Origin of the sequence: Thalassotalea sp. G20_0, from assembly GCF_017744175.1 — a bacterium.
Lineage (GTDB): Bacteria > Pseudomonadota > Gammaproteobacteria > Pseudomonadales > Endozoicomonadaceae > Endozoicomonas.
In genome coordinates this window covers 13264-37655 of the sequence record NZ_JAGHQV010000023.1, presented here as the reverse complement: position 1 = coordinate 37655, position 24392 = coordinate 13264, and the positions used below count along the sequence as shown (strand labels likewise).

Annotated in this window: 18 protein-coding genes; 5 read left to right on the top strand and 13 right to left on the bottom strand. The window is 47.4% G+C overall.

Annotation, left to right across the window (positions count from 1 at the left end):
• Positions 1–447: 447 nt before the first annotated feature.
• The 4 genes from J7438_RS14725 to J7438_RS14710 form a co-directional block, all read right to left on the bottom strand.
• Entirely contained in the window at positions 448–1539 is a 1092-nt protein-coding gene (locus J7438_RS14725) for a dihydrolipoamide acetyltransferase family protein (RefSeq protein ID WP_209277131.1), read from the bottom strand.
• Between the two features lie 118 nt (positions 1540–1657).
• The gene (locus J7438_RS14720) at positions 1658–2641 is read right to left on the bottom strand and encodes an alpha-ketoacid dehydrogenase subunit beta (protein ID WP_209203214.1); all 984 of its coding nucleotides are present in this window, start codon (positions 2639–2641) and stop codon (positions 1658–1660) included.
• Positions 2634–3758 (bottom strand): pyruvate dehydrogenase (acetyl-transferring) E1 component subunit alpha, encoded by a 1125-nt coding sequence (gene pdhA, locus J7438_RS14715; protein ID WP_209277130.1) that lies wholly within the window; start codon positions 3756–3758, stop codon positions 2634–2636. The genes J7438_RS14720 and pdhA overlap by 8 nt, the downstream gene beginning before the upstream one ends.
• Positions 3759–3769: 11 nt before the next feature.
• Positions 3770–4816, bottom strand: coding sequence for a Leu/Phe/Val dehydrogenase (locus J7438_RS14710; RefSeq protein WP_209203216.1), 1047 nt, complete (start codon positions 4814–4816; stop codon positions 3770–3772).
• A gap of 411 nt (positions 4817–5227) precedes the next feature.
• Here J7438_RS14710 and J7438_RS14705 point away from each other — a divergent pair, with 411 nt between their 5' ends.
• Entirely contained in the window at positions 5228–5599 is a 372-nt protein-coding gene (locus tag J7438_RS14705; protein ID WP_209203217.1) for a PilZ domain-containing protein, read from the top strand.
• Between the two features lie 69 nt (positions 5600–5668).
• Here the strand turns inward: J7438_RS14705 and lrp are convergent, their stop codons facing one another.
• A complete protein-coding gene (gene lrp, locus J7438_RS14700) occupies positions 5669–6157 on the bottom strand; it encodes a leucine-responsive transcriptional regulator Lrp (protein ID WP_020582577.1) in 489 nt (162 codons plus the stop codon).
• A 444-nt stretch (positions 6158–6601) separates the two neighbouring features.
• On the opposite strand from lrp, the gene potA reads away from it, so the two are divergent.
• The 3 genes from potA (at position 6602) to J7438_RS14685 (ending at position 9759) form a co-directional block, all read left to right on the top strand.
• Positions 6602–7771 (top strand): polyamine ABC transporter ATP-binding protein, encoded by a 1170-nt coding sequence (gene potA, locus J7438_RS14695; RefSeq protein WP_209277129.1) that lies wholly within the window; start codon positions 6602–6604, stop codon positions 7769–7771.
• Positions 7772–7927: 156 nt separating this feature from the next.
• Positions 7928–8878, top strand: a complete 951-nt coding sequence (locus tag J7438_RS14690; protein ID WP_209277128.1) for an ABC transporter permease subunit — start codon at positions 7928–7930, stop codon at positions 8876–8878.
• A gap of 50 nt (positions 8879–8928) precedes the next feature.
• On the top strand, positions 8929–9759 hold the full coding sequence (locus J7438_RS14685) for an ABC transporter permease subunit (RefSeq protein ID WP_209277188.1): 831 nt from the start codon (positions 8929–8931) through the stop codon (positions 9757–9759).
• Between the two features lie 248 nt (positions 9760–10007).
• On the opposite strand, the gene J7438_RS14680 is transcribed toward J7438_RS14685, so the two are convergent.
• From J7438_RS14680 to J7438_RS14650, 7 genes are all read right to left on the bottom strand, one after another.
• The gene (locus tag J7438_RS14680) at positions 10008–12329 is read right to left on the bottom strand and encodes a macro domain-containing protein (RefSeq protein ID WP_209277127.1); all 2322 of its coding nucleotides are present in this window, start codon (positions 12327–12329) and stop codon (positions 10008–10010) included.
• Positions 12330–12642: 313 nt separating this feature from the next.
• Positions 12643–13059 (bottom strand): hypothetical protein, encoded by a 417-nt coding sequence (locus J7438_RS14675; RefSeq protein WP_209277126.1) that lies wholly within the window; start codon positions 13057–13059, stop codon positions 12643–12645.
• Positions 13060–13168: 109 nt separating this feature from the next.
• Positions 13169–14200: a hypothetical protein gene (locus J7438_RS14670; protein WP_209277125.1), complete on the bottom strand. Its 1032-nt coding sequence runs from the start codon at positions 14198–14200 to the stop codon at positions 13169–13171.
• A 157-nt stretch (positions 14201–14357) separates the two neighbouring features.
• Complete coding sequence (locus J7438_RS14665) at positions 14358–15224, bottom strand: hypothetical protein (RefSeq protein ID WP_209277124.1); 867 nt, start codon at positions 15222–15224, stop codon at positions 14358–14360.
• Positions 15225–15309: 85 nt separating this feature from the next.
• Complete coding sequence (gene alr / locus J7438_RS14660) at positions 15310–16440, bottom strand: alanine racemase (RefSeq protein WP_209277123.1); 1131 nt, start codon at positions 16438–16440, stop codon at positions 15310–15312.
• 276 nt (positions 16441–16716) lie between these two features.
• Positions 16717–17721, bottom strand: a complete 1005-nt coding sequence (locus tag J7438_RS14655; protein WP_209277122.1) for a YcjF family protein — start codon at positions 17719–17721, stop codon at positions 16717–16719.
• Entirely contained in the window at positions 17718–19166 is a 1449-nt protein-coding gene (locus J7438_RS14650; protein ID WP_209277121.1) for a YcjX family protein, read from the bottom strand. The genes J7438_RS14655 and J7438_RS14650 overlap by 4 nt, the downstream gene beginning before the upstream one ends.
• 152 nt (positions 19167–19318) lie before the next feature.
• On the opposite strand from J7438_RS14650, the gene J7438_RS14645 reads away from it, so the two are divergent.
• On the top strand, positions 19319–22084 hold the full coding sequence (locus tag J7438_RS14645; protein ID WP_209277120.1) for a hypothetical protein: 2766 nt from the start codon (positions 19319–19321) through the stop codon (positions 22082–22084).
• A gap of 64 nt (positions 22085–22148) precedes the next feature.
• Here the strand turns inward: J7438_RS14645 and J7438_RS14640 are convergent, their stop codons facing one another.
• Positions 22149–24293, bottom strand: a complete 2145-nt coding sequence (locus tag J7438_RS14640) for a hypothetical protein (RefSeq protein WP_209277119.1) — start codon at positions 24291–24293, stop codon at positions 22149–22151.
• Positions 24294–24392 lie beyond the last annotated feature (99 nt).

Below are 24392 nucleotides of genomic sequence, written 5' to 3'. Positions count from 1 at the left end.
TTAACCTTCACAAATACGCTATCGGCAGAGTCAGAACTTTGACCACATTTTTTTATAACTTTTATCGAGCAGGTCTGAATGCCAGAAAAGCAGTTCATACTGATCAACAATGCTATAGAAAAAGGTGACATAAAATGCCTGTCCGACAAACCAGAGAACTCGGTGTCATGACCGGCAAAAGCGGGATACGAACATTCAGTCGAAAAAATCTGGCCTACATTGATGCACTTTTCATAACAACAGTCTTATAACAACGGACTTCCTTGCAGCATGCTGGCAGAGATATTATTCTTCATCGCTCGCAACTTCTGATGGTCTCGCACTTAGCCTTTTCGTCCTGGAAAAGCTGCCCGACAGGCATGGCACTATCAACACAGCCCTGCTTTTTTAACAGCAAGCTGATAGCGCATTTTTCTTTGCCCCAGAATTTATAATGTGGATTTTTAACTACTTCTGCAACTGTTGAATCATTGCATGGAGGAAACGTGTTGCTTCACCACCCGTTGCTGCGCGGTGATCAAACGACAGTGACAAAGGCAGGGTACGGTGGCTCTCAGGCTTGCCATCAACGCTGACGATTTCTTCCCTTAACCTGCCAACACCGATAATACAAACGGTTGGCGGCACAACAACCGGTGTCGCGTATTTTCCGGCAAAGACACCAAAATTACTCAGCGTGATGGTTGCCCCCTGAAGCTCTGAGTTTGGCAGACTTCTGTCTTTCACCCCTTCCCTGAGCTTATTGATACTCTCACGTACTTCTGCTTTCTTCATTTTTGCCACATCACGCATCACCGGAACGAAGAGTCCCTCTTCACTATCTACCGCCAGTCCCAGGTCAACAGCATCGTGAAGCTGACGGCTCATGGAAGCGCCATCAAACCAGGCATTAAGCGCAGGCTCCACGGCACTGGCATTGGCAATCGCCTGAATCAGACGAACGGTGATGTCTTCTTTATCATCCCAGTGATCAATATCCACATCATCAAACAGCGTTACCTGGACGACGGAAGCATGAGACTCTGCCATGGTGCGGGCCATATGCTTGCGGACACCTTTCAATGGCTCTGGATGTTCCAGGGGATAGGAAATGGCAGGTTGTGCAGCGGTTCTATGATTGGTCACCGCAGCAAGGTCCACCTGAAATTGCTCAGCCAGTGATTGAAGTCCACTTTGAACCATGTGAGATGAAGACGACGGTTGCACCTGGCCATCCGCTGGTGAACCAATAATAAAAGCATCATCGCTATTGGTGCTGGCATCATCAATGGCCAGTTTACCCACTACCGTACCGCTATCTTCCTCATCGGTTACAAACTCCACCAGCGGGGCTCCGGTAAGAATAGTGTCACCAGGTTGACCACAGAGACGGGCAATCACTCCGGTGCAGGGTGCGGGAACTTCCACAACGGCTTTGGCTGTTTCGACAGAGACCATAGGCTGGTCTTCCCTGATGCTATCCCCTTCTCCCACGTGCCATTCAACAATATCGGCTTCAGGTATACCTTCCCCTAAATCGGGTAAATTGAAAAAACGCATGAATGTACCTTTTTGTTATAAAAATACCGCCTACTTCTGGTTTTGCAGTCATACAGTTCTGGCAGTATTTGCCGCTCAGGGCTATTGAAATAATGATTCCGGTATTAACAAATGATGGTTAGTGTCTGGCAAGACTCTTGATCGATGCCCTGACAATATCATCGACCTGAGGCAGATAATGGTCTTCCATCCTGTAGTAGGGCATTGTCGTATCAAAACCGGTCACCCGTTCAACGGGTGCCTTCAGATCATCAAATGCCCTTTCCATAAGACCGGCAGCAATCTCGGCCCCCACACCAAAACTCCGACAAGCTTCATGAACGATGACACAGCGTCCGGTCTTTCTGACTGACGTCAGAATTGTCTCCATATCAAGAGGCTTGATGGTAGCCACATCAATCACTTCTGCAAAAATGCCATGCCCCTCCAGAATGTCGGCTGCCTCCATGGTTTCACGAACCGATGCCCCCCAACTGACCAATGTGACATCTTGCCCGACTTTTAACGTGAAACAGGTGTCCAGTGGCAGAGGGTCACTGGCAGCATCAATTATCTGTTTACTTGCCCGGTAGATACGCTTTGGCTCCAGGAAGATAACCGGATCCGGTTCATTAATGGCAGCACGTAGCAAACCGTAGGCTCTGACCGGTGACGATGGAATAACCACTCTTAACCCCGGAATATGGGCAAACAGTGCTTCCGTGCTTTCCGAATGATGTTCCGGGGCATGGATACCTCCGCCGAAAGGAGCCCGCAGCACCAGGGGACACGCCAACCGCCCCCGGGTTCGGTTTCTCATGCGGGCTGCGTGGCAGATTAATTGTTCCATTGCCGGAAAAATAAACCCCATAAACTGTATTTCCGCCACCGGTTTCATCCCCTGGGCCGCCATACCCACACTGATACCGGCAATCAGGGTTTCCGCCAGCGGAGTATCCATCACCCGCTTCAGGCCATATTTATCCCGCAGCCCCTGGGTTGCCCGAAAGACACCACCATTGACCCCAATGTCTTCACCAAGCAACACAACATCCGGATCATTGTCCATAGCATGATCAAGCGCCAGGTTGACGGCCTCAACCATGGTCAGTTTATTATCCATTGAGATGGCCTCCGGCTGATTTCATGTTCTCCTGACGCATCTGTTCTCTGGCAAGCGCCTCGTTTTTCTGCTGCTCCAGTTGGGCTGGCATATTCGCATAGTGATAATCAAACAGGTCTTCAATAGCAGGCAGCGGAGTGTTCAGATAGGTTGCCACGGCCTGCTCAATGATACGGTCAGCCTCATCTTTTAAAGCCTGTTCTTTGCGCTCATCCCACACCCCCCGGTGATGCAGGAAGTTACGGAGCCGCTTGATGGGTTCTTGTTGCCAGGCATCCTTGAGTTCTTCACTGGCACGGTAACGGCTGGCGTCATCGGCCGTGGTGTGATCGCAAAGCCGGTAGCTGACCGCTTCTATCACGGTAGCGCCCTTACCCTGGCGTGCACGGTCAATAGCGGCACTGACCACTTCATGAAGCGCAATGGCATCATTTCCATCAACCTGGTAAGACGGGAGGCCAGCAGCCAGCCCTTTCTGGGCCAACGTCGGTGCACCGGACTGAATTTTTCTGGGAACCGAAATCGCCCACTGATTGTTGTTAATGATATAAACCACGGGCAGCTGCCAGGCACCGGCCAGATTCAGGGCTTCGCCAAAATCCCCTTTCGAGGTAGCGCCATCACCCAGTGCACATAAGGCCACTTGCAACGGGTCTCCGGCCTCGTGGCGGATTTTAATGGCGGTGGCGATACCTGCCGCGTGGCCAGCCTGTGTCGCAATGGGGACACAATTCGGCAGATCCTGACCCCAGGCCGGACTGGCACTCCCGCGCTCATCACCGCCCCAGTAGAGCATGACATCACTCAGAGCAATGCCTCGTCGCATCAACCCCGGAAGATCCCGGTAATAAGGAATCAGAACATCTTCTTTTTCCAGCAGGGCAGCACACACCGTGCTGATGGCCTCCTGTCCAAGACAGGAAGGGTAAGTGCCCATCTTACCGGTCCGCTGCAATGCCACCGCTTTCTGATCTGCCTGCCGGGCGATCACCATGGATCGGTAGTAATCAATGAGAATGTCTTGATTACTGACCCAGGCTGGCAGTCGTTTGATGACTTCGCCTTCAGCATCCAGAAACTGTTCCATGGCGAGGGAAGGGTTTGCTGTTAAATCCATTTCTGTTCTCCCTATGCCGTCAATTGTGAAGAGTTATCACCATGCACAATGGCTTCGGCCATCTGGTCAGCAATAACACTGGCGGGTAACCCGGCCTGATTCTGTCGGCTGAAAATCTCTAACAGGGTGTCATGAATGCCACGGAGGCGACGGTGCATATCACTCTGACTGCTTTGCAGGTAAGTCATGGCCACAAAAATCAATCCACCGGAATTAATCAGGTAGTCCGGGGCAAAGAGAATGTCACGGTCGAAGAGGGCAATACCGTCTTCCTCAGTCAGCAGCTGGTTATTGGCTGAGCCGGCAACAGCAGCACACTGTAACTTGCCAATGGTGTCGCTATTGAGGATGCCGCCAAGGCCACAGGGGCTGAACAGATCGCAGGGCACCGAATATATGTCATCCGGTGCAACCACTTTGGCACCGAACTCCCGGACACACTGATCAACACGATCCTGATTGATATCGGCAACAATCAATTGTGCCCCATCGTTAAACAGTCGCTGACAAAGGGCATAGCCAACATTACCCAGCCCCTGAACAGCGACCCTTAAACCTTTCAGATTATCTGGCAGAGAAGGATGGGCTTTAAGGCAGGCAAGCACTCCATAATAAACCCCTTCAGCGGTAAAAGGTGCCGGGCTGCCACCGGATGAAGTACAGGTCACATGGGCTGACTGAGTAGCAATGGTGTCCATATCCGCCACCGTTGTGCCACTGTCCATAGCCGTTGCATAACGACCGCCAAGCTCATTGAGAAAACGCCCGAACGCTTTGAAAAGCGCTGTCCGGTCATAGTCTCCTTCCGGTTCCATAATGACCGCTTTGCCGCCCCCGAGATCCAGGCCAGCCAGTGCTGATTTGTAGCTCATACCACGGGCAAGGCGAATGGCATCAGTGATGGCTTCGTCAGGGGAAGAATAGGGAATGATTCGACACCCACCGAGGGCTGGACCTCTGCGGGTACTGTGAATAGCGATGACGGATTTGAGGCCGGATTCTTCATCAAATTTGCAATGAAGATCGTTGATACGCGCCTCGGCAATCTGTCTGAACATGACGGGATCCCTCCGTATGTTGCAGAGCAGCAGGCTCTGGTTTAGTGCCCTGTCTATCGGCATCCCGGGGTTAGGGCAAGCTGACAGACGTGGCTGTTTATTGTTGTTTTATATGGTAGAACTTTAATCACAGTCAGCGGTTAAAGCTCTATCAACAACCAGGCTTTCTGATAACGCCTTATTCGATTACAGAGGAAGTTAAGTCCTGTTGTCAACAGTCAATAAGTTTTAGGAAACGTCATGCTCTGCCGCCATTGGCCGCTATTTAAATCAACTAATTGACTTAAAATCTCACCAGCCATAAAGCACGTTTTCATAAAAACCTGTTTTGGCAAAACAGGTAAAAGATGCATTTTGAAAACAAAAGGTGATAACTTAGTTCTTCCTTCCCTCTAATCCATGGAGGCCAAAATGTCGCAAACACAACAAGAAAAGCGTCGATTTCCCAGAAAAACACTGGAAAAAACCGCAGAAGTGCTGGATAACGACACCGGTTTGTCTATCGGCATTCTTGAAGATGTCTCAAAAGGAGGATTCAGCATACTGACCAATCAGGGTGTCAGGCCATCAGAAACCCGGAATGTCACACTGATCTTGCCAGGGCCACAGGAAGGTGCTTATCGAGTATCCATGAGTGCAGAGTGCGTCTGGTGTCAAACCGTCAGTGAACAGGCTGATTTCGCCGCAGGTTTTGTTTTACGCAGTATCGAAGATCAGGACGAAGTCGCATTGAACTACTACATAAGGGATTATCAGGTAGCGGGCGAACTTCAGGAAGGTTAGATACCTTTCTGAAGCTGATCAGAGTATAAGTAAGCACTCACAAACAATCTTAAACAAGCCAGGAAACAGTTAATCTGCAATTGGCAGGCTAAGCGTTTCCTTGAGTTCTTCCATCACGATATAGCTCTTGGACTCCCTGACCCCTGGCAACTTCAGAAGAATATCCCCTAACAGCTCACGGTAAGAGGCCATCTCTGAAATCCTGGCTTTGACCAGATAGTCAAAGTGACCAGAGACCAGATGGCACTCCAGCACGTTTGGCAGCTTGATGACCGCTTTGCGAAAGTCATCAAAAATATCAGCGGATTTGGTATAGAGGCTGATTTCCACAAACACAAGAAGCCCTGCCTGAAGATACTTCGGGTTCAGGCGTGCAGAATAGCCCTGAATAATACCTTCCCTTTCCAGGCGCTTGACCCGTTCCATACACGGCGTCGTACTCAGCCCGACCTTATCCGCCAGCTCTACATACGATATACGCCCTTGCTCTTGCAGGGTGCGGAGAATATTACGATCGATACGATCCAACTGGCGAACAACTTCTTTTCGGCTTCTCATGATTTCAGTCGTTTATTGACAATGCGTGTTCAGGCACCAGGAAAAGTGGAACACAATAGCAATAGGGATTAGTGAGCTTTGTATTCATCTTTTTTAGGACAGATCCTGATTAAGACAACCGTTATTCTAATATCTAATGGGTAAATCACCTCCCCTTCAGCAGAGGGAGGTTAGGGTACCAATGATGAATCTGCAAGTGAGGATTACTAATATCCTCCATCAGGGTTTATCGCAAAATCATTTTCAATCCCTGCATTTTTATGGACAATGCGCGGGCTTTTCACTTCCTTGAGGGTTTGAAGGCTCTTTTCATAAGCAAAGAACTCATGGTCGCCACAAGCGAACCTGAGTTTCTAACGATAAACTTATGTCAACAGAGCCTATTAAAGCACACTCACCGGGTTCTACCCTGTTCTTTATATTCCGGGCTGGAGAAAATTTTAGATGAGTACAGCATCTGCCTCCCCGAAACATCCCCCAACGCCGTCGACGCTTTCGACACCTGCGACAAAAAGTCGCTCAGGCAATGAGATCCTGGTCAAAATCGACCAGGTCACCAAAAAGTTCGATGACGTTATCGCTGTTGATAATGTCAGTCTGAATATTAAAAAGGGTGAGATTTTCGCACTGCTGGGTGGCTCTGGATCTGGAAAATCCACATTACTGCGGATGCTGGCGGGCTTTGAAACACCGTCTGAGGGCAAAATTTATCTGGATGGGCAGAATATTACTCATCTGCCACCGTATCTGCGCCCCATCAATATGATGTTTCAGTCCTATGCCCTGTTCCCTCATATGACCGTGGAACAAAATGTGGCATTTGGCTTAAAGCAGGACCGCCTGCCCAAAGACATCATTGCCCAGCGTGTCGAGGAGATGCTGACACTGGTGCATATGCAAAAGTATGCCCGCCGTAAACCCCATCAGCTTTCCGGCGGTCAGCGCCAGCGTGTAGCCCTGGCGAGAAGCCTGGCAAAGCGGCCAAAGTTGCTGTTGCTGGATGAGCCCATGGGTGCGCTGGATAAGAAGCTGCGCAGCCGCATGCAGCTTGAGGTTGTGGATATCATCGAAGAGGTAGGCGTCACCTGCATTATGGTGACCCACGATCAGGAAGAGGCGATGACCATGGCCGAGCGCATTGGCATTATGGATGCCGGCTGGATTGTCCAGGTGGGTACCCCTATCGATATCTACGAAAACCCCAACAGCCGCATGACCGCCGAATTCATTGGTTCCGTCAATATGTTTGAAGGAGAAATCACCGAAGAAGAAGCGGGTTACGTCATCATTCAATCGCAACAGGTGCAACAGCCGATCTACATTGGCCACGGTATCATGGCACCACTGGAAGACCGCAAAGTCTGGATTGCCGTGCGTCCTGAAAAAACCATGGTGACCCGGGAGCAACCGGAAGGGAACTACAACTGGAGCAAGGGTGTGGTACACGACATTGCCTATCTGGGAGGACATTCGGTTTATCATATCCGGCTTCCGTCGGGCATGACGGTACAGTCCAACATGGCGAATGTGATCCGGACCGCCGACAACCCGACCTGGGGTGATGAAGTCTATATCAGCTGGGATGATGACAGTGGTGTCGTCCTGAATAGCTGATCAATCACCGCTAACCTTATTCAATATTTTTCGTGTTTAAGAACAGTCTGAAGGCTTTCCATTGGCTAAAAGCCGAAGGCTTTCTATTTTGTAAACTATTCAGGCTTACCGTCGTACATGTAAGCCACTGGTAACGGATATTGTGTGGAATCTGTCATGTCCAACCTGTTAACAAAAGGTGCCTCCGCGATAGCGTGTGGACCAGAGAGGCTAAACGCCTTAAGGGAGCTGTGGGGACGTCGCCTCGTTCTTGGCGTCCCCTATCTCTGGCTACTGTTATTCTTTCTTGTCCCCTTCCTGATTGTGGTCAAGATCAGCTTTTCATCGGCAGAAATTGCCATTCCGCCCTATTCGGCCATCTTTGAGTACTTTGATGAAGTACTGACACTGAATTTAAATCTGGGCAACTACCTGTTCCTGGCCGAGGATGAGATGTACCTGCAGGCCTATCTGACCTCGATCAGGCTGGCCCTGGTTGCTACCTTTTTCTGCCTTCTACTGGGCTATCCCATGGCCTACGCCATGGCTCAGGCACCGGGAAGAAAACAAAGTTTCCTGCTCATGCTGGTGCTACTGCCATCATGGACCTCATTCCTGATCCGCATATACGCCTGGATGGGAATACTGAAAAATAACGGGTTATTGAACAACCTGCTGATGTGGTGTGGCCTGATTGACCAGCCCCTGCAGATCCTGAACACCAACATTGCCGTTTATATAGGCATCGTTTATGCCTATCTGCCCTTTATGGTGCTCCCTATTTATGCCAACCTGACCCAGCTGGACAAATCACTGCTGGAGGCGGCCAATGATCTGGGCTGTCGTCCATGGGAAACCTTTTTCAGGGTTACACTGCCACTGTCCATGGGTGGCATTGTCGCAGGCTGTATGCTGGTCTTTATCCCTGCCGTGGGTGAATACGTGATTCCTGAGCTGCTGGGTGGGCCTGAGAGCCTGATGATCGGTAAAGTGCTCTGGCAGGAGTTTTTCAACAATCGTGACTGGCCGCTGGCCAGTGCCCTGGCCATGATCATGCTGTTGATCCTGTGCTTGCCCATCGCCTTCTTCAATCGCCAGCAGGCGAAACAATTGGAGGCCAGCCTGTAATGACGCTTTCTACAGAAACAGCAACTGAACGCACAAGCACCCTGGGAAGAATCAAAACACCGGGCTTTTCCACCATCATGCTGATACTTGGGCTGACCTTCCTCTATCTGCCCATGTTTATCCTTGTGTTTTACTCCTTTAACGCTTCACGACTGGTGACCGTCTGGGCGGGCTTCTCAACCAAATGGTACGTGGAGCTGTTTCAGGATGAACAACTGATGGGCGCGGTATGGATCAGCTTGAGAATTGCTTTCTATAACGCGTCCATGGCGGTCATTCTGGGTACGGTGTCGGCTTTTGCCCTTGACCGCTTTGGCAAATTCCGTGGCAGAACCGCCTTCAACAGCATGTTGACGGCTCCCCTGGTGATGCCCGATGTGATTACCGGCCTGTCGCTGCTGCTGCTGTTTGTCACCATGGCCGACCTGATCGGCTGGCCCATGGAACGGGGCATGCTGACCATCTGGATCGCCCACGTCACCTTCTCCACCGCTTATGTGGCTGTTGTCGTTAGTGCCAGGTTGCGGGAGGTAGATCGCTCTATTGAAGAGGCGGCGATGGATCTCGGTGCAACACCACTGCAGACGTTCTTTCTGATCACGATTCCAACCATTGCCCCATCGTTAGCCGCTGGCTGGTTACTGGCGTTCACCCTGTCTCTGGATGATCTGGTGATTGCCAGCTTTGTCTCCGGCCCGGGCTCGACCACTCTGCCAATGGTGGTATTCTCTTCGGTGCGCCTGGGTATCTCACCGAAAATTAACGCCATGGCGACACTGATTATTCTGGTGGTCTCTCTGGCAGCCCTGTTTGGCTGGTGGTTTATGCGCCGCTCCGAAAGGGAAAGAAGGGCCAGCCTGGAAAGGTTTGGCACCAGTTAACATGATAATCAGAAGCCGGATCTCATCCGGCTTTTTAATTCGTTCCTCAACGTTTATCAGACCCGGATGCTCCGGGACTGTCCCGACGTGCATTTCTGCTTGACGTCCTCACCCCGAAAGCCTGAGTCACACTCAGTCTGGCTACATCAAGCTCGTGCGACAAGAAACGCCTGCTCCCTGGATGGCCTTTGTCCCAACCCGTTGTCGTTTGTGTAAAAGCATCACCCGGCATCAACGACACCTTGCCTTTATTTACCGACAAAATAGAGTTTTGGCAGCGTCCCTTGCCTGGCCATCGATAATACCTGAGGATCTGAATAAACCTGCTTCAGTACAGCTTTGAGCTGACTATCTGTAGCCTCTTCAAGCTTATGCAGTGGGAACACCAGCCTTTCTTCCCGAGCAGCGTTGGTGATTAACGTTACCAGCTGCTGCGAAAACCCACTTATATCCGTTATTTTTGGAAAGAGCACCGAATGAATTTTCTGGCAGCCTTTAAAGCCGTCAGTCTTTTTATAAAGCCATGCCTGACATTGATAGTATCCCTTGCGAATGAAGGTAGCCTGACCGCCGTCTATGAGCATGTGCTCTATATACCCCCCTACGCCCCCCCCCTGAAGCGCCACATCAGTTTTCAGCAGATCATCAGGTTTCTGCACGGCATTTACCAGTGAAAATGGCTCACTATTGCCATAGTATCTCCGAGCAAAGGCAAGCACCCCAACCGGATGACTAAACAGCCTGGCAGCGCTTTTTGGTATGGGCGAATCGGCTGGCGTTGAAACCCGGGATTGAGGCTGAGACCTTGAGGGCACTGCTGGTTCAGATCTGACCGCTCCCGATTGGGCTGCCTGGAAATAAGAGGCGGTTTTCTTTGGGATTGCACCATGTCCTACGGCAAGCATAGTGCCAGAAACACCTGCCGGGTGGGTACCGACAGGTGTTATCCCCGTGGGTAAATGTACCGGTTTAGCCGCGTTCAGGCTCTTGAAAGCTTTAATAAAATCGTCGTGTACTTCCTTATCCTTATTATTCTTATTATCCCAACCCACGAGTATTAATTTGGGTACTTTGGATAACTTCTGTATACGAGGATCCTGATAAGCCGCATGGAGCGCACGGGCCATATCCTCACCACTGCCACCAAAAATTGCACAGCCTATAAAACAACTGACAATGGTATTGCTGCCATTGTTACTGGCTCCAAGGAGCAGTGAAACAAAAGCATTGGTGAAATCCAGCTGATACTTTTCTACCCCTGCACCAGAACGGTTAACACTCGCATCATAATCTTTCTTATTTGGGGCAACCACGTTATGAATATGCTGGCAATGGCGCAAACCACGGGTGGAATCAGTGGCATATCCATAGGGCCCGGTGGTATAACACTTGCCAGTTCCAACCTTATGAATGCTGGTATCGTGGTTAAATTGAGCGCCAAGATCACTTGAAAATTGTCCTGCGACACCCCCGCTATGTCTCATTTCACAATTTGCAGCATTGACCAGATCGAATGGTTTTCCTTGTTTCGAGAGTTCTCTGGCACGACCAAACATACCTTTATCAGGGTGCATTGCTATTTCCAGCTGATTAGGAATCAGCTTTGTCGTTGCCTCCTTGTCAGCACGGCCTGTGCTTGCTGCCGTGTTAATTGCCGTGGCCACAGCCGCGGAGCTGCTCATTGCAGCGGGCGTTGTTACACTGCGAACCGGTGAACCTGTTGCAGAATTGCGTTGAGCCAGCACATCCCAGCGACTTGCAAAGTCTCGGCATGCTGTCCGGTCACTGGCTGCAGAAGACCTGCCCACCAGAATCAGTTCTGGTGCTTGCCTGCCTGTTGATTCAAATTTAGCCTTGGCTTTCGAAATCGCTTCTGCCAAATCTTTTCCTGTGCCACCCGCAAGACCACAACTGAGCAGAGGGCAGTAAATCCGACGTAGTTGATTGGTTTCAGCCGCTTTAAATAACTCAAAAAACGTTTTTTCAAGCTTTTCTGCAAACTCCCCATCACCCGCTAAAGGAACCAACACATTGTGAACTGCCCGACAATTTTTGAATTCAGGTGGTTTGTGACCACGAGTACAGTCATAAGTAAAACATTGACCGTTTCTGATAAGATTCCCGGGCTGCTGAGACACCTGAACATAGTTACTATTGTTGCCACCAAACTTTTCTTTGATAACCTTTGCAATACCTCTATGAAATTGCATGTTCGGGTCCACAGAGCTCACTATCCCATAGGGGACAAGGTCATCTTTACGCTCTACCCATCTCAATAATCCCTCATTACAAGTAACCAGTGTTACCCTGCCAGGCAATCTTTGTTCAGTCTCATTAGCCAGATTGATACAATATCGTGACACATCCTCTTTTTTGACAACCTTTTTGCCAACTATATGCCTAAGGGATGGATACTTTTCCAGTTGTTTAAGCAGGCAATCATTATCAACTTTACGAACTGCTAGCCCAAAGACCAGCTGTTTCGATTCTTCATTAATGCCACACTCCTTCATAATAAGAGAATCGTGTCTCACTACCCGAGCACAGAATGTTTCAATGGCACCATCCATTTCAGCCTCCTTAAATTATCGTGAAATTAGTATTGATTTGTGCAATCAAATTAAGGGCAACTGTAGACCCAATAATTGAGTTAGACTGAAAATCGGTAATATAGTTCCAAAATTAGCAAGCATTTTCTCTCACGCGATTCCTGGCAGGTAAAGTGACTGGTATGAGTTTCCTTTATTTTTCAAGTATTACCGGAAGCCGCTGATGACTTAGGGCTCGTTCTCCTGTAGCTTTCTGCAACAATGACATAGTGGCCAGAAACAGGGAGAACAAGACGTGTGTTCACACCTCAAATATGTTTATGAAATATCCGGGTTAGCTGCTGTGTGAGCCATTTTGATCCATCAGCGTCAGCGGTAAAGGTTCCTGAACAGACTCAACAGACCTTGCACCGATAGCCTTTTTACAGGCAAATACACAACACACCCCTGCGGCATATACCATTAAACCGGTCAGGGCACCGTAGATGACATTAACTTGTGTATCAACCTCATTCGCCTCCAGCCCCCGGGAGTGGGAATAGAGAAAACCACCGCCCACACCACCACTAACCATCAGAACATACCCACCCAATAACCCGACAGTAGAATTCAGACAACAACGCCGCCCAAATGCAGTCACTCTCGCAGCCAGGGTAGCCGCAGCTTCATTGGCCCCGTTGGGTTGAGCAGCCTGTGGATATACGATACCTCCGGAAACACCGTTCACTGACCGGTCACCTCGTGATTTCACCAGTAAGTTCCCGTGACAGGCGTAGCCAGTCTTGAGAATTGGTCATCTGACTTTTTGCAAAAAGCAGAGCGTGGACAGCCTTTAGGTCGAAAAGTTCCGAATTGGTTCACTACTTAGTCAGACCATTAATAAATGTGTCCCAATCGAACTCATCTTTATTATTAATTAATACTCGATTAAAATGTGCCTTTCTCATTCTGCCCAGGTGAATTCTATTATTTTCAATCATATTGGCTAATGAATCCACCTTATCAGTTTTATCTTCAGTTTTTATTACTTGCTTAACCTGTAATGCAATGTTTAAAAAAGACAAAGCAAATGTTGTGGCATATGTCTCACCTTTTAAACTCATTCTGTTATTAATATCTATCGCTAATGAACAAATATGTGCTGTAAACAAGACATCCGCTGGATCTAACTGCACATTTTTGACTGGTAAAACCTCAGTTTCTGTCATGACTTCAGCAATTTTACCAGGCTGTAGAGGATTGCATGTAGAATCTAACTGCTCATTGTTGACTGATAAAACCTCAATTTCTGTCGTCATTTCAGCAACTCTATCAGGCTGCAGAGGATCATCTGTAGAATCTTCCGGTCGTTTGTGCTCAGTTACCGATGAATCACCCTTGGCGAGCATGCATAGTTGTTGAAATAATTTAACAAAATCGTATGGTTGATAGTCATTAATGCCAAAAATATCTTTTATGATAAGTCTTGCCGGACCCGGAGATAGGGCAATAGCCGGTATAATTACATTCAGAGACTGATCAGTTTTAATTTCTTCATCAATATCAAAAGAGTATTTTTCTGCTTTTTGTTTTAAATCCTCAAGCCTTTCAAGAATTCTTACTTTTGGTTTGTTTTTAAAAGCCAATTTTACTAAAAGATCGTCTGATCTAAGAGAAAGGTAATTATCCACATTGATTGAGCTAAAGGCGAGAAAGTCCTTCAAATTAAGGTGTTGGGTAATTTTAAATTTTAATTCCTGGGAGAATGGCAAATAATTGTTTTCTGCAGGCTCTGATTTCACCTTTCGTAACGGGGTGAATATATTAGCTGTTGGATTTTTTACAAATTCACTTGACCTATGATACTCAGAAATATTGGCAAAACTATCAACAATGGCATTTTCAGAATTCATACTTATGCCTACATTTCTGCAATTCCATATTGGTTTGATCATCAGATTGGGAAAAAGTTCCGCTTCGAATTGATCAATGAAAATCCTGAGTCAAATCCCCACTTCATCGCCAGTTTTATTTTTTGTTGGATACCATAAAAAGTAGATCGTGGACAGCCTAAAGATCGGAAAGTTCCAGTTTTTTATTCTTCTTTATTCGCAGATAATCAATAAACTTTTCCCAATCAAACTCGTTCTTATTTCTTAATACTGATTTAAAATAATAAACTTCACTCAGATTAGCTATTATAATTTCATTATTTTCAATCATATTGGCTAATGTATGTAGCTTCTTATCTTTTTCTTCAATACTTATCAGTTGGTTTACTTTTGATGCAATCTCTATAAAATATAACGCGCGAAGTGTAGCACCTTCAGTTTTTTTACCGTATTTTAAACTCATCCTGTTATTAATATCTATTGTTAACGAACAAATATGTGCTCTAAAAAAGACATCCGTTGAATCATCATTGGCAAGCGTACATAGACATTGAAATAATTTAACAAAATTAGCTGATTGATATTTATAGTATACAGGATCTTTCTTTAAGATAAGTCGTGCAGGCCCGGGAGATGTGGCCACAGGCGGTATTATTGCGTGATGATTCTCATTCAATTCAATTGGCCCATTAATTTCGAAGGGATATTGTCGTGCTTTTTGTTTTAAATCATTGAGTCTTTCAAAGAATACTACCTGCGGTTCATTTTCAAGAACTCTTCTTACCAAAAGGTCGTCCGATCTAAGCGAAAAATAATTATCAACATTGATTGAACTAAAGGCGATAAAGTCCTTCAAATTAAGATAACTGGCAATTTCAAATTTTAAGTCGTGACTCAATGGTAAATAATTATTTCTTGCAGGCTCTGAACTTACTTTTCGTAACGGACTGAATATATTGGCTGTTGGATTTTTTACAAATTCACTTGACCTTTGATAATCAGAAAAACTGACAAAACGATCAATAATAGCATTTGCAGCGTTCATGATTATGCCTTTACTTTTTTCCCTTCCTTCAGAGCATAGGTTTGGGAAAAAGTTCCGCTTCAGAAATTTGCAAATAGCATTGGTATCAGATCTCCATTTGATCAAAATCCAGTTGCTCAGGGATGAGAATGCCGTGATATAGCACAGGAACACGGTTCAAATTACAAAGCAGCTGATAAGGAATAGTATCTGCACCCTTTGCCACCTCATTAATAGGCAAGTCATCTCCCCACAGGATGGCACGGTCCCCTATCTGCACATCGGGCAAATCGGTTAAGTCCACCGTCAGCATATCCATGGATACTCTGCCCACCAGCGGTACACGGCAGCCGTTAATATACACCGGTGTACCATTGGCGGCATGGCGGGGGTAACCATCTGCATAGCCGATAGCCACCACACCGATCCGGGTGGTTCTCCGGGCGATCCACTGACTGCCATAACCCACGGAACTTCCGGCAGGGATGGTTTTGATGCTGATGATGGCTGAACTCAGTTCCATCACCGGTTTTATTGTTTGCTGGATATCATGAATTTGCGCAAATGGAGAAACCCCATACAGCAGCAGACCAGGACGATTCCACTCACTCTGCACTTCTTTCAGGGCAACCAGCCCGGCAGAGTTACAGAAACTGCGCTCACCAGGCAGGCCATGGGTATAAGTATTGAACGTTGTCAGCTGCTGTTGTGCATGATCACTGCCCGGCTCGTCGGCACAGGCGAAATGACTCATCAACACAATGTCTTTGACAAAAGGGAGGTCATTGAGTTGTTCCCAGACTTTGCGGTACTCATCAGGAGCAAAACCAACCCGCCCCATACCGGAATCCATCTTCAGCCACAGCCTTACCGGATGTTTGGGACGGTGGGCGACTAATGCATCAATCTGATACTGATGATGGATCACCGTATCCAGACGATACTGGTCAATCATTTCCAGTTCTGAAGGTTCAAAGAAACCTTCCAGCAGCAGTATGGGTTGTTTGATGCCAGCAGCACGAAGTTCCAGGGCTTCTTCAATAAAGGCAACGGCAAACCCGCTGGCAATATCCGCCAGCGCGGTTGCACAGGCTGTTGCACCATGGCCATAGGCGTCCGCCTTGACCACCGCCATCACCTGACCATTACCAGTGCCCCTGGCAGACAGTTGTTGGATAATACGATAATTATGACGCAGTGCATCAAGGTTTATCTTTGCTGTTGCTGGTCGGCCCATGCCTTTTGAGACTCCCCCGGAAATGCCAGTTAAGGGCAGCATCCTATCAATTAATAACTAACAGCTCTTTATGTGTTTATCGAAATCATTATATTGAATAAATAATACCCTTTGATCGTATTTATCCATAGCTTTGATTGCTTTTTAATCTTTAATAGACCGTAATAGTCCACTGAACAGAGTCAGTTTCTCAGTGAAAATGCAGACGTCATTGGGAATAGAGATTAAGGAGCAACCTGTAGCTGCAGGTGCTCCTTCAATGAGGTGGGAATAAAACTATTCTGCTTTTTTTCCGGGATCAGCCATAGTCCGAAACCGGGCGTCCATGGCAGCGAGAATACTTCTGGCTAAACGACCAATACCAGGTTTCTGACCATCAGCATAAGGAATTGGACGACAGAGCGCCATGGCCCTGAGCCCCATGCGGGCGGAATAGATACCGACGCCAACCCCGCTGGCAGCCTGGGAGCTGACCACGCCAAGCAACCGGTTGGAAGTAAAGTCTGATAGCTGATCAGACAGCAGTTCTGTAGCACCAGCCAGCACCATCTGTTCCAGAACCATGGTTAACAGGTGGCTACGGGCAGGCAATGAAGGCCTGACACCGTAGACCTGACAGATCTCATCGAGCATCCGGATACTGCGCCAGACCGACAGCAGCATATCAACAGCGGCAAATGGGCTGAGAGCCACCATCAAGGCGACTTGCTGGCTATGTTGTGAAATACAGGCAAGTGCTCGCTGGTCCAGTGTCTGGAAAAAATGGCTATCCAGGTAAGCCAGCAGCTCGCTGTCATCACTGTAATCCGGCATCTCAGACAACACTTGTTGCAGCAGCATCTGCTGGGGCTTACCCTGATAGAGCTTACTCAACTGCCCGGTCCATTGGCTGGTTAGTACTGTCGTTCTCTGGTCTCGAAACTGTGCAGCCTGCGCCTGTAGTTCGGTGATCTGTCGGAAGTCCCGTTGATACAGGAAAAACTCCACCACGGCTTTAACGACAGTGACCGCCAGGGCCAGAAAAAGCAAGGCAAACACTAAGGCCAAAGACCAATGCAGTTGATGGAGAAAAAGGCCCAGTTCCACCGTTTGCCAAAGCACCAATATCAACAGCAGGGTCAGAAGCCCGTAACATGCCGACCTGATAAAGCGCAGTGGTTTGGCAGCCAGCTCAGGTCCCTGCAACACCGGATCCTGGAAACCATCACTGATGGACTCCGGAGTCTCCAGGGGTTGCTCTGGTTCCAGAGGGATAAAGTATGGATCGTGATGTCGGGTCATGAAAACCGGTCTCCCAGCAGATCATTAAGAATGCTATCCAGACGAATATGGGGTAATCGGCCACCAGCGACCAACTGCAGCCCCCCGGGCGGCATCAACCGGTGCAGTTGCCACTGGCCCAGAGCCTGCCAGTCATCCAGCGCCGGAATCTGTTCCGGAATATCCGGGTGCAGTATCACTCCCGGCCCCTGCTCCGTCATCCCCTGCAGAGCCTGGTGCCCCTGATAATCGATATATGTCGTTGAGCGAACGGCGGCAACCGCTTCACAGCGGACATCCGTCGCATTAAACTCCGCTCTGCGCCTGGCCTCCTGAACCAGGTTTGCTGTCAGCCCCCTCACGGCTTCATGCTGGTCAGGCAGTACCTGATCAATTTTACTGGCGGCAAAAACGACCCGGTCAATGCGTGGCTGAATTAATCGTCTGAGCAGGCTGTTGCGCCCATAATCGAAACTTTGCAGTACCTGAGTCAACGAGAAGCGAAGATCATCAAACGCTTCCTGGCCACGGTTCAACGACTTGAGCACATCCACCAGCACCAGCTGTCGATCCACCTTCTGAAAGGTATTTTGATAAAAGGGTTTGACCCGGGTTTCCAGGTAACGCTGATAATGCCTTTCACACACTTTGAATAAAGAACCCTCCACAGCTTCATCCAACTGATCTTCTGAACAGCCAATGATGGCCAGCAGGGGGATAAACGGCAGTTTACTCTCTTCACCTGAAGGTGCGGCATGCAGCCAGCGTCCGGGTTGAATCATGGTCAAACCCGCCTGCTGACAAGCCTTGAGAAAGGTCAGTTGTTCCTGCCACAGTACTTGCAGTTCCAGCTCGGAAATGGTCTCCAGAGGATTAATGGACTTCAGCTTTTCGATAAAACTCCGGCCAATAGACCGGCGCATGGCACTGTCAAAAAGGGCGTGACATTGCCCACACCAGGCACGGTAATCCATGGCCAGTAGCGGCAGATCCAGCAGCCACTCCCCCGGATAGTCACGAATCTCCAGATAAAGACGACTGATCCCCGGTTTTCCCCGGCGCAATAACCCGGGTGGCTGACGGAACTTGATCTCCAGCAGACAGCCAGACTCATCCCTTGTAGCTTCCGGCCACCGCCCTCTTGATAAAGCGTCAATACCCCGCTGATAAGGAAACAGTGTGGCACCATTCAGAGCGGACAGTTTTACCCCCAATAAACGATCCTGCAGAACCGGGGGGAAGGCAGCCAGAAGGGCATCAGGATAGTGCTGTAACTGATGAATAAGACTGGTGATCAGGGTAGTTTTGCCACTGCCACTGAAGCCGGTCACTCCCAGTGTCATTCGCCGGTTAAGCAGCCGGTCGACGCCATTTTCCAGGGAACTGGCTGCTGACCTGGCAAAATCCACCGCTTTATCCTGCCCAATCAGCAAAGACTGCTTCACCTTGTTCTTTATTGGTTTCATTGAACCATTCTCGATTTTAAGAGTCTAAAAACCTGACAAATTATTAAAACAAATTAAAAATCATTATGTTAGCCTATCCAGCTTAGTGATATTTCATCATCTAGCTTACTTTCATCAGATCTCTTTATTAATCATAAAAGGGAAGTTTCTCTATGCATACTCGTTTAACTTCAAGTCTCCCAGTGAATTCATATACTGGATCAGAAGAGGTTACGAATTCAGAAGCAGAGGTTACATTTAAAGGATCAAAAAGGGTACTGAAGGTAGGAGCCTCAGATGATTCGCCCCCATGCAAGCAGCAATCATTAAACTCTGCTGTCAGATGCTGCCCTGAAGAGAAAATCAATGGCAGGTCAGTCACTAGTTTCACACCTTTTTTCTACTCTAAAAACAACAATCCCAACAAAATGCTTCCATGGAGTGATCATTTCGAGTGTATCTATCATTCCCTTGCGAAACAAAACACCCTGAACATTGAGGCCCAGTTAAATAATCTCAGTGATGCTCAGATTAAAAGCCTGTTCACTGTTACCCGCCCCACCCAATCAGGGGGAAAATGTGGATATCCGGATTCACTTCTGGAATTGGCCTGCACCTCCCAAAAGGCAGGCAGTATTTTTTACCGGGTTTTATTTGACCGGCTACCCTCGGAAGAACTCCGGCATGCACTTTTAGAATCTTTCAATGACAAATTAACGTTATTACATTCAGTAAGCTGTGTTATGGATGAGCCATTATTCAGGAAGCTGGAAGAGAAATTAGATAGGCAAACCCTTTTGGAGATGGTCACCCAACCCATTAATGATCTTGCTTCTCCCCTTGCATTTACCTGTCTTTATAACAAAAATGCCTATCTGTTGGAGACCGTCATTCATGAAAACAAGCAATTGATAAAAAAACTCCTGACGGGGAGTCCCGACATGGATCAAAGCTTACTACAGTTCATGTGCAATGATCTTATACAGCCCTATGGAGAGTTCCAGCTCACTAAAGAAGAATACCATGATCGTATTACATACCTGTTAAATACCCTGACCAGTCAGGAACGCTTTGACGCTCTACTTTTTACCGGAAAATCCAATAAATCGCCTTTGCTATGGGCCTGCTCAAACCAACACTACTCTAGTGATGAATTGATGTTTATATTAACTGAAACGTTGGATGATGGTCAGAAAGCTGACCTTTTTACAGCGCAAGCGGAAACGGGTGATTCACTGATACAAAAGTGCCTTGAACTTGAGAAGCCTGATAACGCTGTCAAATTCTGTATGGCATTCTGTAATCCATTACACAGGTTGCAGGTGTTTTCGATTTGCACATTGGAAGGTCACTCCTTCTTTCAAAAGTGGCATCTTGACTCTGATGAAAAAAATATAGAGTACATGCTGCGTGATATGGATGATAACCAACAGGATCTGATCATTGCTGGTGATGGATCTATTTGGGATCAGACAACCGACAGTACCAAACATAAATACATGACACGGGCACAAGAGCAAACTCCAATTGTAGATGCCATGAACAGGGATGATATGCGCTTTGCTGCATTTCTCTGGAACAAGATTGCGGATCCGGAATTACAAATTAAACTACTGCTTTACAAAACCAAACACCAGTCAACCCTGTTGCAGCACATACTTGATGATGAGGACCAGTGGCAATGCATCAAAAACAGGTTCGAGAACACCCTTAACGAGGCCTTGCGAAATTCATTTGCTGCTGAATTGAACAGCCATGCCTTAGCAGCCGGACGCTTTGACGATGCTGACTATTACTTCAAACAAATAAGTGATTCAGAATTAAAACGCGACCTATCTGACAATAATCGCAAATGTTTTTTATTGAATATTGGTAAGAAAACAAAGGCGGATATTGAACATTTTTTCAGTCAGAAAACTCCATCCCAATGCACAGAATCTGTTATCTATACACTTGAACATAGTCTCTACAATGAAAAAACCTTGACGAAAAAACTTCCTCACCTGATTACATTGCAGAAGGAATCAGGCAATAAAGATACTTTTGTTAAATGGGCTACAAGACCGCAACAAGAAAAAAAGTGTCCCCTAACCACAGCCCTGAATCGATTTGACATAGCTTACCACAAAATAAATTTTCCTGATAAATTCCGAGACATTAGAGATAAGAAAACCGTAAAAAAGGAAGCCCTCTTGAATAAGCAGATATTCCAGGGAATGATTAGCATGATGAGTGAGGAACAAATAAAGGAATTCTTATTATCTTTAAAGGATGAGCGTTCTCTACATCTGCTTGGTTGTAAAAATATCCTTGAAGCTATCGTTGATACCCTGGGTGATTCGGGCAGCTCCTTTCTTGAAAAAATAAATCCTGCGACCGGTGGAAATTTATTGCATATCCTGTTTGAAGCTGACTTTTTTTACTGTACAGATATAGATCCGAACGAACTCGTTAATACCGTTGAATGGCTGAATCAAAACTATGAACTACTCTCATTTTTGCAAGGTCGTTTGAAAAACGATGGCTCAACCCCTTTACACGTACTTTTGGTAACTCCCCCAAAAACAACACGTTCTTTGGGCAGTATGTTTCCAAAATCACAAAAGTATATTATGGAGCAGCTATGTCAACTAATTGCAAATGGTCTTCCGCTAGTTGAGTTACTTAAACTAAAAGACAACGACGGCTGCACACCTCTACACAAATTCTTTTCCTGTGAAGCTTCCCGTGATGAAATCGGTGATCTGTTAATTCATAGACTTGGTCCTGAAACATTTTTCAAGCTGATGCATATCAAAGACAAACAAGGCAATACTGTTATGGATCATTGTTCAAAACTCCACAATCATTTGCATAAGGAATACAAAAATTTGTTTCTGAAACTTCCCGCTGCAGTTAAAGTTCAGGAGCCCGATTATGAAGTATCCGCTGATGCATAAGTAGTTAAAAGAGAACATGAAAAAATTACGAAAAGCAATCAGTGGCTCTTCATTAAATCAAAATCTAAAGTTGATCAGAACTGACTGAATTTGTAGCAACACCTTCGGATAATATCAGATTCCAGTCTTTTCCGGTCAACTTGGCCAGGCCGCAATAAATTGCATTATTTTTGGATTCCATCATCAGTTCACGCACCTGTTGGAAGAAAGTCCCTCCAAACTCACCTCGCAAAAACAACGCCAGGTCATCATCAGGGCTGCCTGCCTTTGGCTCAAGAAGCGATCTTATCTCTGCATCATAAGTCATGTTCCCATAAAACAATTGCCCAATAATTTTATCCAACAGACTTTGTCGACCGTCCCCATCCCTGAACAATGACGCCAGTAAGGCATCATCGGAAAAATCCGCCCTGAGGATCTGAAATAAAGTGGGAATCAAGAGTGAAAAATTATCACAAATATCACCAACCAACTCATTCACATCTATATCGCGTCCAGCATCTTCCGTACTCACAGGACACTCCACAGTCGTTGCCCTGAAAACATCAAAACGTCTGAAAGACAGGGGGGCAAGTTGCGATCTGAGATCGGGCATATTTAAACCTGAAGTGCGATAAGCAATCAGCTTCTCCAAATTCACGTTGTTTCTTCGTAACTCTTTGCCACACCCTATGAGTTTTACCTTAAGGACTTCAGGAATCGCCCCGGGTAACAGACTATTGGCCAGAGAGAGGCATGCCAGCCATTCCTGCTGGTCTTCACTCAACAACCCACTGCTATACGTGATCGCTTCCAGGAGACATGGACGAAAGTGTGATTCAGCAAAATGATTGGCGCCAACCATTCCTGCAAACCCGGACACCAAATCCTGAGTTGCTATCGGGGATAACAATGGCCTTAGCTTTTTACACAGGTCCAGCGCCACAGAATAGTAGTTGTATGCCTGCAAATCATGGGTGAGGCTTCTGCCAAGCTGCTCAATTCTTGCTCGCTCAACACTGGCAACAGGGTTATGCACGGCAGAAGCATACTGCTTTTTGGCTGGGGGTGAGCCAGGCAGCTCAGGCAGCGGAGTATCACCATCAGGCCGCAAAGGCAGATAAGCCTTGCCCAGCAGATTCATAAACGTAGCGCTGTTAGCCCCTTCCTGAATCAGGGGGCGATCAACACTGCTGATCCATTCAAATAATGGTTTGGGTACCGGGCCACAATACAGAAGCTCGACAGGTTCATGAACAGAGTTCTCCCATTCCCTGTTCTGCAAATCATAAAATGGCACCTGCAACGATTTTTGTAATACCCGGAGCCGTTCAAGGCTTGCCAGTGGACTCAATACCAAAACAACCGTTTTCTCCAACTCTGAGGTATGGCTTTTCACGACCCCTGACAGCAATCTTCTGATAATCACGTCATGGGCAGGCTCCAGGGCATGATGGTGAATACCATAAAGTGGCAGCAAATGAATTCTGCCGGCTTCCGTCTCTCTCAGGATTTTTATCAGGCTGGCGGCTCTTGAGTCGCCCTTCATTAGCGCCGGGATATCCGGTTTTTGCGATAAATAAGCGGTCTGATAGTTTGCCAGCGCCGGAAGGTCCAGGTTCTGATGCATGCCATTGCACCGCTCGATTCTGGGCGTCGTGTTGCTCCATTTGAAGGGCGGGATAACAATCGCCACTTTTGACACCAACCATGAGCGGTTACCGTTCATGGCCCAGAAACCAAGGGGTTGCTCCAAAGGTCTGTGGTTAATAGTGCAATGATCCGCCAACTGTTTAAAAGGAATGCACTCACACACCAGGCCAGAATAATGCAAAGTCTGTACGCCATCATTCCCGGGGTTAAATTCTGGCAGGAATAACCGGAGCTTATCCTTCATCCGCTGCCATTCATCCTCCCCATTAAATTTCAGAACCAGCTCAACCCTGCCTTTAAAGCCAAGGTGAGCCAGCCCTTCGATGATACTGAATGCAGCCGAATGGTCTCCCTGGCCGGGACTCTCGGCCAGCCCCACCCGGATAACAGGAATGGCACCCAGCTTCTCGGACAGGCTACTCTCCGCAGTATCAACCTTCCTCTTACCCAACAGGGTTTGATTAATGTCTTTTTTGGGCGACTCATTAGCACAACCGGGTAAATGGTTGCGAATAGCGTTAGCTCGAATGGATGAATAAACTGGAGAATCAGGAGGTCGCTTGCCACCCCTACCCATCGATCGCCTGGTCAGGGCATTTACAGACAGTGACGAATTCACGGCTACATCCGATTAACAAAGTTCCTTAATATAGCTTGTCCCTCGTCCCGCTGCTCT